This window comes from Variovorax sp. PBS-H4, assembly GCF_901827205.1.
In the GTDB taxonomy this organism is placed as follows: domain Bacteria; phylum Pseudomonadota; class Gammaproteobacteria; order Burkholderiales; family Burkholderiaceae_C; genus Variovorax.
The window spans coordinates 5,734,263-5,746,206 of sequence record NZ_LR594675.1 but is presented as its reverse complement, the minus strand read 5'-3'; the positions used below and the strand labels follow the sequence as shown (position 1 = coordinate 5,746,206).

Genomic DNA, 11,944 nt, shown 5'->3' with positions numbered 1-11,944 from the left:
GGTGCTCACAGGATGGGAGTCAGGTCGATGCGAATGCTGCCGGTGGGGTCGAGGTGGACCCTGGCGTCCGGCGGCACCACCACCGTGGTGTCGTATTCCTCGACGACGAGCGGACCTTGGCAGGTCGAGAGCCCTTGCCGCCGCACGATCGGCGTGTCGTGCCAGCCCCACCGCGGTCCGAAATACACCTGGCGCCTCCCCAGCGCGCCCAGACGCAATGCGGCCAGGGCCGGCTTCACGCCTTGCGCGTTCACCGCAGCCACGCCGCCGCTGCGCGACCGCACCCTGAGCCGCAAGTTGACGATCTGCACCGGCTCGTCCGGGCTGCAGTACCCGTAGGTCCTCTCGTGCTCCTCGTGGAAGGCACGGGCTGCAGCCGCGACCGAGGCTGTCGTCAACGGCAGGATGAGCGGTATGGCGATCTCCGAGCTTTGCCCTCGATAGCGAAGGTCGAGCTGTCGCATCTGTTCGCTCTGTCCCGGTGCCACCCCTTCAGCGCGCATCAGCTCGTCCGCCTCTTCACCCAACAGGTGGAGCAGGCTGCCGATCCGGTCGAGATCGGCACTCTCGACATCCATCGCACAGGTGCGCACGAGGCGGTGCTCGATGCGCGTGAAGAGCAGCCCGAAGGCGCTGAACACGCCTGGCGCCGGCGGGATCACGATCTGCCGGATGCCGGCATGCATGGCCAGAGAGGCCGCATGGACCGGGCCACTGCCTCCGAAGGCGACCATCGTGAAGTCGGCGGGCGCGCGGCCAATCTCGCTGGTGACGGCCTGCACCGCACGCACCATGGCGGCATCGGCCACGGCATGGATCCCGTATGCAGCTTCATGAATCGAGATGCCCAGCGGCTGCGCGATGTGCCGCTCGATGGCGGCTTCGGCAGCAGCGCTGTCGATCGGCATCGCCCCATCGAGCAGGTGGCCGCGGCTCAGAAAGCCGAGCACCACGTTCGCATCGGTCACGGTTGGACGTTCCCCGCCCAAGCCGTAGCAGGCAGGCCCAGGTACGGATCCCGCACTCGTGGGCCCCACGCGCAAGGCACCGCCGGCGTCGATCCAGGCAAGGCTGCCGCCACCGGCCCCGATCTCCGCCAGGTCGATCGCGGGCGTCCGGACGACGTAGCCGCCGCCGCTCAACAGCCGCTGACCTGAATTGAGCGCCGCTCCGACTTCGAGTTCCGAGGTGAGACGAGGTTCGCCGTTCTCGATCAGGCAGGCCTTGGCGGTGGTCCCGCCCATGTCGAACGCAATGATGTTGGCGATCCCCAGCAGCTTGCCAAGCGCTGCCGCTCCGACGGCACCCGCGGCCGGGCCTGATTCGATGCAATAGGCAGGGAGCTGCCTGGCCGTGCCCGACTTCATCACGCCGCCCGCGGACTGCATGATCATCAGCGGTGCCGTGACCAGCGCTTCTTCGAGGCCGCGCTCCAGCCGCCCGAGATAGCGATCGACCACGGGTTTCACGAAGGCATTCACGACCGTCGTACTCGTGCGCTCGAATTCCCGGATCTCGGGCAGCACCTGGTGCGAGGCGGAGATCACCAGTTGCGGCGCGCGCGCGCGAGCGATCTCGAGCAGGCGCTTCTCGTGCCGGGAATCGACGTATGCGTGCAGGAGGCAGATCGCGATGGATTCAACGCCGGCGGCCACGAGCGTGTCGATCGCCCGGGCAGCGTCGTCCTCGTCGAGCGGCGTCACCACCTCGCCTTTCGCGGACAGCCGCTCCCTGACCTCCAGACGGAGGCTGCGGCGAACCAGCGGCACGGGCTTGTCCCATTCCATGTCATACAGCCGTGGCATGCGCAGCCGCCCGATCTCGAGCACGTCGCGAAATCCACGTGTCGTGATCAGGCCGACCTTGGCGCCGGTCCGGGTCAGGAGCGCGTTGGTGGCGACGGTGAAGGCGTGGACCATCCGCTCGACCGAGGCTGGGACCAGCACGCCACCGGAAACCAGCTGCGCGACGCCGTCCAGGATCCCCTGGCTGTAGTCATGCGGGGTCGACAGCACCTTCAGGGTCCGGATGTTGTCCTTCGCGTCGGTCACCACCAGGTCGGTGAAGGTGCCACCGACGTCGAATCCGATCTGTTGCATCTTGCCCTTCGTGATAGGCCCCGGGAATCAAACGGGGCAGGCTGCCGGCCACTTTAGGGGGAGAACAGTTTTTGGAGGTAATCGGAAATCAGCCGTCCGGTGATAAGATTTTTTGATCATGCGCGCATCGCTTGCTCAGCTTGAAGCCTTCTACTGGATCGCACGTCTCGGAAGTTTTCATGCGGCGGCACGTCACCTGCACGTCACCCAGCCCACCATTTCCGCGCGCATCGCCGAACTCGAGGTGACGCTGGACACCAGGCTGTTCGTGCGCTCGCGCCAGCGGGCCGAGTTGACAGCGCGCGGGCGCAGCATCGTTGAACCCGTGGACCGCATGCTCAAGCTGAGCGACGACATCGCGGCGCACAGCCAAAGCGGCCGGACGCTGCGGGGGCTGCTGAGGCTCGGAGCGGTCGAATCGGTCGCGTTGATGACGTTGCCGAGCCTGCTGCCGCGCTTCGTTGCGGGCTATCCGGAACTCAAGGTCGAGCTCACGCTCGATGTGGGTGCGGCGCTGAATCGAAAGCTCAATGCGAGCGAACTCGATGTCGCTGTCCTCACGGACCCTCAGGTGAGCGACGCGATCACGGTCGAGGCCGTCGGGCTCATCGAGCTGGCCTGGTATGCGGCCCCGCAGTTGAGGTTTCCAAAACGGCCGCTCAAGCCGGCGGACTTGCGCAATGTCCCGATCCTCACGATGCCCGAACCCTCCACGATCTTCCGGGCCATCCGCCATTGGTTCGATGCAGATGGCGTGGAGCCTTCCCGCCTGAGCACTTGCAACTCGCTGACACTGATGGCGCGACTTGTCGCGGCCGGGCAGGGGGCGGCAGTGCTCCCCTCGGCCATGGTTCGCAACGAGGTCGAGAGCGGCCAGTTGCGCCTGCTTCGCGCGGCAGCGCCGGTGGCCCCCGGAACCTTGGTCGTGGCATTTGCCGGACCGGCCCATCGCTACCGCCCTCTGGTCCGAACCATCGTCGAATCGCTGCAGGAGAGTGAGCTCACCGCGCCCATGCCTTCGCACCTGGCCATCTCGAAAAGCGTCGACGGTCAGGCGCCTTGAGCGCTGGCTCGGGACCACGGGCAGGGGGCACGCCAACCACGCCAGCCTCCTTGAACGTCGGCAGCCTGCGGATCTGGCGCAACATTTCGTGAGGGAGAGCGATGCAATGCTAAGCTTTTGCTCTCCAGCGTCTTCCGGAAGAGGTTTCAATGAAGCGAGTCATCTTTGCCGCCGTGGTCGGCTTCTGTGCTGTCGTGACGGTGCCTGCATTCGCCAAGGCCAACTGCAAGGCCTACCCCAAGGCCGAATGGATGAAGGAAGCCGAAGCCAAGTCCAAGATCGAAGCGCAGGGTTACACCATCTCCAAGTTCAAGGTGGACGGCAACTGCTACGAGATCTACGGCCGGAACAAGGCCGGCAAGAAGGTCGAGATCTACTACGACGCCAAGACGCTCGAACCCGTGAAGAGCGAAATCGAAAAGTAGCGGCATGCCGGTCCCCGCCCGCAAGGTGCCGGCACCCGGGGGCGGCGTCCCGGTTTGGGATGTGGCTGTGCGTCTTCTGCACTGGATGCTGGCGGGCCTCGTCCTCTTCTGTTGGATTCAGGACGATGGCGGCCGGGTGCATCGCAGCGCGGGCTACGTGGCGGCTGGCGTGGTCGTCGCGCGGCTGCTATGGGCGGCGGTGGCAGGTGGACATGGCAGCCTCGCGTCCCTGAAGCCCTCCACAGCCGCCACGCTGGCCTTTCTTCGCGCCCGTGCACCACGCTGCATCGGCCACGACCCGCTCGGCCTGTGGATGGTGTGGCTGCTCTGGTTGCTCGTGCTGCTGCTCGCACTCACGGGATGGATGAGCCGCCTGGATGCATTCTGGGGTGACGATCGCCTGCAGCACGTCCATGCGTGGCTGGCCGACGGTTTGCTCGTCGCGGTGGCCCTGCACCTGCTCGGCGTCGCCGTGATGAGCTGGCGGTGGCGCGAGAACCTGCCGGGGGCAATGGTGACCGGCCGCAAGCGGAGTTGACCACGGGGCCGCCGCCGGCACGACGCTGGCGTCAGTACTGTGCCGGCATCGCGCCGGAATCGCCTCGGGTCCGTGTCGCCGGGTCGGTCAGAACCTCGGCCATGTCCGAAAGATACTGGCCCACAACCGGCTCGTGCGTCAGGTTGAGCATGTGATGGATGCCCGGCGGATCGTTCACGTAGCCCACCGTCCACCCACGCTCGCCCATCCCCTTGCCGACGGCTGCCATGTCGCGCTGCGGCGAACCGAAGGCGAAGATCGACAGCTCGGGCTTCCCGATGGTGGGCAGGCCCAGCGCGTCCAGTCCCGCCTGCAGGGTCCGCCTGACGTTCAGCACGCGCTGCGCCACCCGCAGGTAGCCGTCCTTGCCGAGGTAGTTCATGACAGCCCATGCGGCCGCGATGGCGCCGCCGGCGCGCGTGCCCACCAAGGTGTGCGTGAAGTACTGGCCCCGCGGCCAGTTGTCGAAGGCCCAGCCCATCAGCGCGAACGAAGCGGGATCGGCAAAGAAGAGCGTCGAGGCGCCCTTGGCGGTGTAGCCGTATTTGTGGAGATCGGCGGATATCGAGGTCACGCCGTCGACCGCAAAATCGAAGTCCGGAAGCTCGGCGCCGAGTTCCCTCGCAAACGGTGCGAAATAGCCGCCTACGCAAGCGTCCACGTGCATCCAGGTGCCTTGCTCCCGCGCCAGCGCTGCAAGCTCGGCGATCGGATCGACCACGCCGTGCGGGAACGTGGGTGCCGAGCCGACGATCATCGCCGTGCGGGGCGTCAGCGCCGCGCGCATGGCACCCAGGTCAGCGCGGAAGTCTTGTCCCAATGATGTGCGCACCGGCTCCAGGCCCAGGAAGTGCGCCGCCTTGTCGAAGGCCGGATGCGCGCTGCGGGGCATCAGGATCTGGGGCTTTCCCATGCTGGGCCGGGATGCCAGCGCACGGTCTCGCGCGCATTTCACGGCGAGAAAGATGCTCTCGGTCCCGCCGGTGGTCATGGCGCCGCGCGCCTCGGGCCCGCCGTGCAGCAGGCCCAGGCCCATGGCCACCACGTCCTTCTCGAACCTGTCGAGGCTGGCGAAGGCGCGAGGGCCCAGGCCGTTCTCCGAAAAGAACATCAGGTACGCCTTCTTGGCGACCTCGAGCACATCGTCGCCCGCGTAGTGGATGAACATCGGCAGCCGGCCGCCGCGCCAATCGGCGTCGTGGCGCGCGGCTTCTTCCATCTCGCGCTGGAGATCGTCCCAGGCAATGCCATGGTCGGGGAGTCGGGTGTGCATGTCGGACCTCATCCTTCGCGGCCGCCCCAGTGGACGACCTTGTTCTCGAGCGCGCGCGCCAGAAGGTCGAGCGCATAGCCCAGCACGGCCATGATCAGCGCGCCGACGAGCACGACGTTGGTGAGCAGAAAATCCGACGCCGACATCGCCATGTAGGCGATGCCCGCGTTGGTGGCGATCATCTCGGCGCCCACCAGCATCGTGACGCCGATGCCGATGCTCACGCGGATGCTGGTGAAGATGCCGGGGAGGCTGGCCGGAAAGATCACGCGGCGGAAGATCATGGTGCGCGAGGCGCCGAGCGCCATCGCCGCCTGCACCTTGCGCACGCCGACCCCACGCACGGCCTGCATCGCGCTGATCGAGAGGATCGGAAAGAGCGCCAACACGATGATCACGATCTTCGCGACCTCGCCGATCCCGAACCAGATGATCAGCAACGGCAGCAGCGCGAGCTTGGGCACCGGACGCGAGATTTCGATCGGCGGGTCGAGCACCGCCTTGACCGTCTCGTTCATGCCCATCCAGAGGCCCAGCGGCACGGCAACCAGCACGGTAAGCACGAAGGCCAGGCCAAACCGGAACAGGCTGATGCCGACGTGGTGCGCGAGCGTCTTGCCCTGGTAGCCGTTTTGCATGAGCTGCAGAAAGCTCTGCCACACGGAGACCGGCGAGGGCAGGAACAGCGGCGCCACCAGCGGCTTGCCTTGCACCAGCGGCGCGGTGATGAGGAACCACAGCAGCAGCAGCACGGCGAAAGAGCCGAGATTGATCCAGCGCATGCGACCCTTGCGCGCGCCGGGTGACGACGCTGCGCTCATCGAAGGTGCTCCTTGCTTTCCTGCTGCTGGGCCGTCAGCGCCTCTTCGCGTAGCAGGCCGAAGATCTCGGCCTTCATGCGCGCGAACTCCGGGCTCGCAACCACCGCCGGATCGGCGCTCTGCGCGAAGGGCGGCCGGAAACTCGCCTTGATGCGTCCGGGCCGCGCCGACATCACGACGATGTGCGTGGCGAGGAACAGCGCCTCGTCGATGCTATGGGTGATCCACAGCACGGTCTTGCGGGTCTCTTGCCAGATGCGGCGGATCTCTTCCTGCAGCAGTTCGCGCGTCTGCGCGTCGAGCGCGGCGAAGGGCTCGTCCATCAGCAGGATCTCCGGGTCGTTGGCGAGCGCGCGGGCGATGCCCACGCGCTGCTGCATGCCGCCGGAGAGTTCGTACGGGTAGCGCCTGGCAAAACTGGTGAGCCCCACCATCTCGAGGTATCGGGCGGCGATGCGCGCTGCTTCGCCGGCCGACTTGCCGGTGGCCAGGGGCCCGAAGGCCACGTTGTCGCGCACGCTCATCCAGGTGAAGAGCGCGCCCTGCTGAAACACCACGCCGCGCCGCGGATCGGGGCCGCGCACCGGCATCGCATCCATCAGCGCCTGGCCCGTGGTCGGCTGCTCGAAGCCCGCGAGGATGTTGAGCAGCGTGCTCTTGCCGCAGCCCGAAGGCCCGAGCAGGCAAGTGAATTCGCCTTCGGCGATGTCGAGCGAGATCGGCTCCAGGGCCTGCACGGCATCGGCACCCGCGCCGAAGCGCTTGCTGACCTGCTCGAAGCGGACCTTGGGAGAGCGGTTGTCCTGGCCTGCTGCCGCCATGCCGGTCAGCTGGCCATCTTGGCGACGAAGCTCGAGTCGACGAGCCCGCCCACGTCCTTGGGCATGGCCGAGATCTGGCCGGACTCGAACAGGAACTGCGCCTGTGTCTGCAGCGTCTTGAGCACGCCGGTGTCCTTCTCGCCGGGCTTGCCCATCCATCGGCTGCTGAGCTGCTCGCTCGCAGGCACTGGGTAGAAGGTGTTCAGCGAGCGCATGACCGTGGCCTCATCGACGTTGAGGAACTTGGTCATCGTCTCGACCGCATCCTTGGGGTCCTGCTTGAAGCTGCGCGCGATCTGCTCGTAGTCCTTGAGGAAGGCGAGCACCAGGTCCGGCGACTTCTGCTTGAACTCGTCGCGCACCAGCAGCCCGTCGAAGATCACCAGGTTCTTCTGGTTCAGGTCGCCGGTCTTGAAGATGATCTTGCCGCCGTCTTCCGTGAGGCGCGGGAGCACGGGCACCCAGATGTAGCTCGCGTCGATCTCGCGGCGCTGCCAGGCGGAGGCGATCTGGTCGGCGCGCATGTTGATGAGCTGCACATCGGCCAGGCCCAGCCCCGCGAACTTGAGCGCTGCCACGGCCGCGAAATGCACCGAGGTGTTGAAGGGCAGGCCGATCTTCTTGCCCTTGAGGCCGGCGACGTCCGTGATGCCCGAATTGCCCTGCACCACCAGGCATTCGCTGTCGACGATGTTCTTGTAGATGTACACCATCGACGCCTTCAGGCCGTTGGCGTAGCCGACCATCATCGGGCTGGACCCGATGTTGCACATGTCCAGGCTCCCGCCGGCCATGGCAGAGATCACCTCGGACCCCGCCCGCACGGTCACGAAATCGCTGGTGACGCCTGGCCCGAAGGTCTTGGCCGACGCGTTCTTGGCCCGGATGTAGTTCTGCGCGTCGATGGCGCCGAAGGTCCCGAGCTTGACCGAGCGCGACTGCGCGAACGCGGCCGTCGATGCGCCGAGCAGCGCCCCGCCCGCGGTCGAGGCGAGCAGCATGTTGGCAGCGGCCAGGTGGAACTCGCGACGGGAGAGATTCAGCTTCATGAGGACGGCCTTTCCTGGGATGCGAAGAAAGCGAAGCCGCCATGCGGCGGGTCTGGCCGCAGTTTAGAAGCCTTGAATATATTCAGAATGCTCCAAAACCCTCCCCCGGCGAAGTTTCAGGGTTTGAGCAACCGGATCAGGTAGCGCGAGCCGTGCGTCAGGTCATCGCGCATCGCCTGGCCCAGTGCGTCGCCGTCGCGCCGGCGCAGCGCGTCGACCGCCACCACATGCGTCTCGTGCCCGGTCAGGCTTCCGCAGTATTGGGGAAACAGCAGGTTGAGCGTGGGCCCGACGCGAAGCCAGAGTCCTTCGATGATGCGGACCAGGATGGGCTGGCCCGAAGCCCGATATATCGAAAGATGGAAATCCGTGTTTTTCACCAGTGTCTGGTGGGCATCGCCTGACTGGATCGCCGCGAGGTGCGACTGCATCACGAGATCCAGGCGCTCGATCTCTTCATTGGAAATTCGGGGCGCGGCCTCCTTGGCTGCAAGGCATTCGAGCTCCATGCGGATCTTGAGGATCTCGCGGTAGGTCTCGATGCCCAGCCGCGGCACGCGGATCGTGCGTCCGTTGACGACCTCGAGGCCCTGCTCGACCACCAGCCGCTGCACTGCCTCCCGCACGGGTGTCAGGCTGACGCCGTATTCCTCGGCCATTCCGCGCACGGTCAGCACCTGTTCGGGCAGGAGGGCGCCGGTCATCAGCGCATGGCGGAGTTTCTGGTAGGCCTGACCGGTCAGCGTTTCTTCGCGCGCGTCGGCGCCTGCGGGACGGGCCGGGCGAGGAGGGAGGCGGCGCGTCATGGTGTGCGGCTTGGGCATGGGAGGAGGCGGAATCGACCGGAAGGGCGCTTGAATATACTCTGATGCGGCGCTCGACAATGGCGTTTCGAGCCGCCGCCGCAGCGGCACAACGCCAGGCGCAGGAGCGGTGCCATTGCGCCCATCGCCCCGCCATTCGGCATACTCCAGCACGACACCCAGACGGGGCGGCGCAGGCCCGCCCGGAAAGCCGAGGAGACGATGTTCGTGAGTTCTGACGGAGCCGGTGAGCGAGATCCTTTCAGCTTTCTTGTCGGGGGCGGCGAACTCGGGCGCAGGATGCGCGATTTTCCCTGGACGCAGACGGCCCTGGGTCCGATGTCCGCCTGGCACCAGAGCCTGAAAACGGCGACATCCCTGCTGCTTCGATCGCCTGTTCCGATGGTGATGCTGTGGGGCAAAGACGGCGTCATGATCTACAACGATGCGTACTCGGTAATCGCCGGCGGGCGGCATCCGCAGCTGCTCGGCTCGAAGGTGCGCGAAGGCTGGTCCGAAGTGGCGGCGTTCAACGATCGCGTGATGAAGGTCTGCCTGGCCGGGGGAACACTCGCCTTCAAGGACCAGGAGCTGACGCTGTACCGCAGCGGACAGGCCGAGCAGGTGTGGATGAACCTCGACTACTCCCCCGTCCTCGATGAGAGCGGCACTCCCGCCGGCGTGCTTGCGATCGTGGTCGAGACCACTCAGCGGGTCTGCGCCGAGGCCGCCCTGCGCGAGAGCGAAGCCCGCACCAAGGCCGTATTGGCCCGCCAGCACTTTCTTCTCAAGCTCAGCGATGCCATGCGCAAGCTGAGCGACCCGGTGGAAGTCACCTGCGCCGCAGCGGAGCTGCTCGGGCGGCAGCTCGCCGTGGCGCGAGCCGGCTACGGCAGTATCGACGGTGCCCAGGAAACGGTGACCGTGGCGCGCGACTGGACGACCGGCGACGTGCCCAGCCTGGCCGGCGAAGCGCGGCTGCTCGACGGCTTCGGCCCGGCCGTGATCGCCGAGTTGAAGCACGGCCGCACCTTGGTCATCGAGGATTTCCGCACCGATGATCGGGCGGGCGAGGCCTACGCCGGCACCTGGGAGAGCATCGCGACGCGCGCGCTCATCGTCGTGCCCTTGGTGCGCGACCACGCACTCAGGGCCATTTTCTACCTGCACGAGCCCGAGCCTCGGATCTGGAAGAAGCACGAGGTCGAGCTCGCGCAAGAGACGGCGGAGCGGACCTGGGACGCCGCGGAACGTGCCCGCGTCGAGGCCTGGCTGCGCGAGAGCAGGGACCAGCTGGCCATGGAAAGCCAGGCCTTGGAGATCATCAACGCGACCGGCGCGCAAATCGCAGCTGAACTCGGAGTCGAGAAGCTCGTGCAGCACGTCGTCGACGCGGGCGTCGAGCTCACAGGGGCGCGTTTCGGCGCGTTCTTCTACAACGTGGTGGACGAGCAGGGCGGGCGCTACATGCTCTACGCGCTTTGCGGCGCCGAGCGAAGCGCGTTCGAGAATTTCGGCATGCCACGGGCCACGGCGGTGTTCGCGCCGACCTTCCTCGGGCAAGGCGTGATCCGGTCGGACGACATCCTCGCCGACGAACGCTACGGCCACAACCGGCCCCACAAGGGCATGCCCCAGGGGCACCTGCCGGTCAGGAGCTATCTGGCCGTGCCGGTGGCCTCGCGGTCAGGCGAAGTCATCGGCGGGCTCTTTTTCGGGCACGAACAGCCCGGCGTCTTTTCTGCGCGCTCGGAGCGCGTGATGATCGGCTTGGCAGCACAGGCCGCCGTCGCCATCGACAACGCGCGGCTTTTCGATGCCGTTCAGCATGCCAATGCCGACCTGGAGGAACGCGTGCGAGTGCGGACCTTCGAGCTCGAACAGGCGCACGAAAGGCTGAGGCAGGCGCAAAAGATGGAAGCCGTCGGCCAGCTGACCGGCGGCATTGCGCACGACTTCAACAACATGCTGGCGGTGGTCATCGGTTCGCTCGAACTGCTGCGTCGCCGCGTTGCCGCCGCCGACCCGCGTGCGCAGCGCTATGCCACGGCCGCGATGGACGCGGCGCGGCGCGCTGCACTTCTGACGCAGAGGCTGCTCGCGTTCTCGCGGCAGCAGCCGCTTCGGCCGGAGCCCATCGATGCCAACAAGCTCGTCGCAGGCATGTCCGATCTGCTGCGGCGCGCATTGGGCGCCGATGTGCAGCTCGAGACCGTGCTCGCGGGCGGGCTCTGGCGCACGAGCGCCGATCCCAACCAGCTGGAGAACGCGATCCTCAACCTGGCGGTGAATGCGCGCGACGCCATGCCCGACGGTGGCCGGCTGACCATCGAGACGCAGAATGCGCACCTCGACGAGCGCTACGCAGCCAACCACCTCGGCGTGCCTTCCGGCCAGTACGTGCTTGTCGCCCTCACCGACACCGGATCGGGCATGGGCGAGGAAGTCATTGCCAAGGCCTTCGATCCCTTCTTCACGACCAAGGAGGTGGGCAAGGGGACCGGGCTGGGCCTCAGCCAGGTGTACGGCTTCGTCAAGCAGAGCGGAGGGCACGTAAAGATCTACTCCGAGGTCGGTCAGGGGACGACGGTCAAGGTCTATTTGCCGCGCGCCGTCGGCTTGCAAGCGGACGAGCAGCAAGCCGATGTTGCAGCCGACCTGCCGCGCGGCGAATCGCAGGAGGTGGTGCTCGTCGTGGAAGACGAGCCCGCGGTGCGCCAGTTCAGCGTCGACGCGCTGACTGAACTGGGCTACTGCGTCCTCGAGGCCGACGGCGCCGCGGCGGCGCTGCGCCAGCTGGAGGCGCACCCGGAGGTCGCGCTGATGTTCACCGACGTCGTCATGCCCGAAGTGAACGGCGCCAAGCTCGCGGAGGAAGCGCGGCGCCGCTGGCCCGGCCTGAAGGTCCTGTTCACCACCGGCTATACGCGCAATGCCGTGGTGCACAACGGCGTGCTGGACGCCGGCGTCGAAATGATCGGAAAGCCTTTTACGCTCGAGGAACTCGCGGCGAAGATGCGCGAGATGCTCGACGGCTAGAGCGGAGCCCGGT

Annotated in this window: 10 protein-coding genes; 4 read left to right on the top strand and 6 right to left on the bottom strand. The window is 66.7% G+C overall.

The features are described 5' to 3' along the window. Positions 1-5 precede the first annotated feature (5 nt). On the bottom strand, positions 6-2,099 hold the full coding sequence (locus E5CHR_RS27450) for a hydantoinase/oxoprolinase family protein (protein WP_162582953.1): 2,094 nt from the start codon (positions 2,097-2,099) through the stop codon (positions 6-8). Between the two features lie 118 nt (positions 2,100-2,217). Here E5CHR_RS27450 and E5CHR_RS27445 point away from each other — a divergent pair, with 118 nt between their 5' ends. The 3 genes from E5CHR_RS27445 (at position 2,218) to E5CHR_RS27435 (ending at position 4,125) form a co-directional block, all read left to right on the top strand. Then, the gene (locus E5CHR_RS27445; protein WP_162582952.1) at positions 2,218-3,162 is read left to right on the top strand and encodes a LysR family transcriptional regulator; all 945 of its coding nucleotides are present in this window, start codon (positions 2,218-2,220) and stop codon (positions 3,160-3,162) included. 149 nt (positions 3,163-3,311) lie between these two features. Next, complete coding sequence (locus tag E5CHR_RS27440) at positions 3,312-3,587, top strand: PepSY domain-containing protein (RefSeq protein ID WP_162582951.1); 276 nt, start codon at positions 3,312-3,314, stop codon at positions 3,585-3,587. Between the two features lie 61 nt (positions 3,588-3,648). Further along, a complete protein-coding gene (locus E5CHR_RS27435; protein WP_232062209.1) occupies positions 3,649-4,125 on the top strand; it encodes a cytochrome b/b6 domain-containing protein in 477 nt (158 codons plus the stop codon). Positions 4,126-4,156: 31 nt separating this feature from the next. On the opposite strand, the gene E5CHR_RS27430 is transcribed toward E5CHR_RS27435, so the two are convergent. The 5 genes from E5CHR_RS27430 to E5CHR_RS27410 all read right to left on the bottom strand — a co-directional run bounded on the left by E5CHR_RS27430 (position 4,157) and on the right by E5CHR_RS27410 (position 8,895). Further along, positions 4,157-5,398, bottom strand: a complete 1,242-nt coding sequence (locus tag E5CHR_RS27430; protein ID WP_162582949.1) for a pyridoxal phosphate-dependent decarboxylase family protein — start codon at positions 5,396-5,398, stop codon at positions 4,157-4,159. Between the two features lie 8 nt (positions 5,399-5,406). Then, entirely contained in the window at positions 5,407-6,219 is an 813-nt protein-coding gene (locus E5CHR_RS27425) for an ABC transporter permease (protein WP_162582948.1), read from the bottom strand. Continuing rightward, positions 6,216-7,040 carry an ABC transporter ATP-binding protein gene (locus E5CHR_RS27420; protein ID WP_162582947.1) on the bottom strand — a complete coding sequence of 275 codons (825 nt, stop codon included), beginning with the start codon at positions 7,038-7,040 and terminating at the stop codon, positions 6,216-6,218. The genes E5CHR_RS27425 and E5CHR_RS27420 overlap by 4 nt, the downstream gene beginning before the upstream one ends. A gap of 5 nt (positions 7,041-7,045) precedes the next feature. Then, positions 7,046-8,089 carry a taurine ABC transporter substrate-binding protein gene (locus tag E5CHR_RS27415; protein WP_162582946.1) on the bottom strand — a complete coding sequence of 348 codons (1,044 nt, stop codon included), beginning with the start codon at positions 8,087-8,089 and terminating at the stop codon, positions 7,046-7,048. A gap of 116 nt (positions 8,090-8,205) precedes the next feature. Beyond that, complete coding sequence (locus E5CHR_RS27410) at positions 8,206-8,895, bottom strand: GntR family transcriptional regulator (protein WP_162582945.1); 690 nt, start codon at positions 8,893-8,895, stop codon at positions 8,206-8,208. Between the two features lie 225 nt (positions 8,896-9,120). Between E5CHR_RS27410 and E5CHR_RS27405 the strand changes: the two genes are divergently transcribed. Further along, positions 9,121-11,931 (top strand): GAF domain-containing protein, encoded by a 2,811-nt coding sequence (locus tag E5CHR_RS27405; RefSeq protein WP_162582944.1) that lies wholly within the window; start codon positions 9,121-9,123, stop codon positions 11,929-11,931. Positions 11,932-11,944: the final 13 nt, after the last annotated feature.

Coding starts and splice junctions, on each gene's coding strand:
- E5CHR_RS27410 (WP_162582945.1), bottom strand. CDS start 8,895: ATGACGCGCCGCCTCCCTCCTCGCCCGGCCCGTCCCGCAGGCGCCGAC.
- E5CHR_RS27445 (WP_162582952.1), top strand. CDS start 2,218: ATGCGCGCATCGCTTGCTCAGCTTGAAGCCTTCTACTGGATCGCACGT.
- E5CHR_RS27440 (WP_162582951.1), top strand. CDS start 3,312: ATGAAGCGAGTCATCTTTGCCGCCGTGGTCGGCTTCTGTGCTGTCGTG.
- E5CHR_RS27425 (WP_162582948.1), bottom strand. CDS start 6,219: ATGAGCGCAGCGTCGTCACCCGGCGCGCGCAAGGGTCGCATGCGCTGG.
- E5CHR_RS27415 (WP_162582946.1), bottom strand. CDS start 8,089: ATGAAGCTGAATCTCTCCCGTCGCGAGTTCCACCTGGCCGCTGCCAAC.
- E5CHR_RS27450 (WP_162582953.1), bottom strand. CDS start 2,099: ATGCAACAGATCGGATTCGACGTCGGTGGCACCTTCACCGACCTGGTG.
- E5CHR_RS27420 (WP_162582947.1), bottom strand. CDS start 7,040: ATGGCGGCAGCAGGCCAGGACAACCGCTCTCCCAAGGTCCGCTTCGAG.
- E5CHR_RS27430 (WP_162582949.1), bottom strand. CDS start 5,398: ATGCACACCCGACTCCCCGACCATGGCATTGCCTGGGACGATCTCCAG.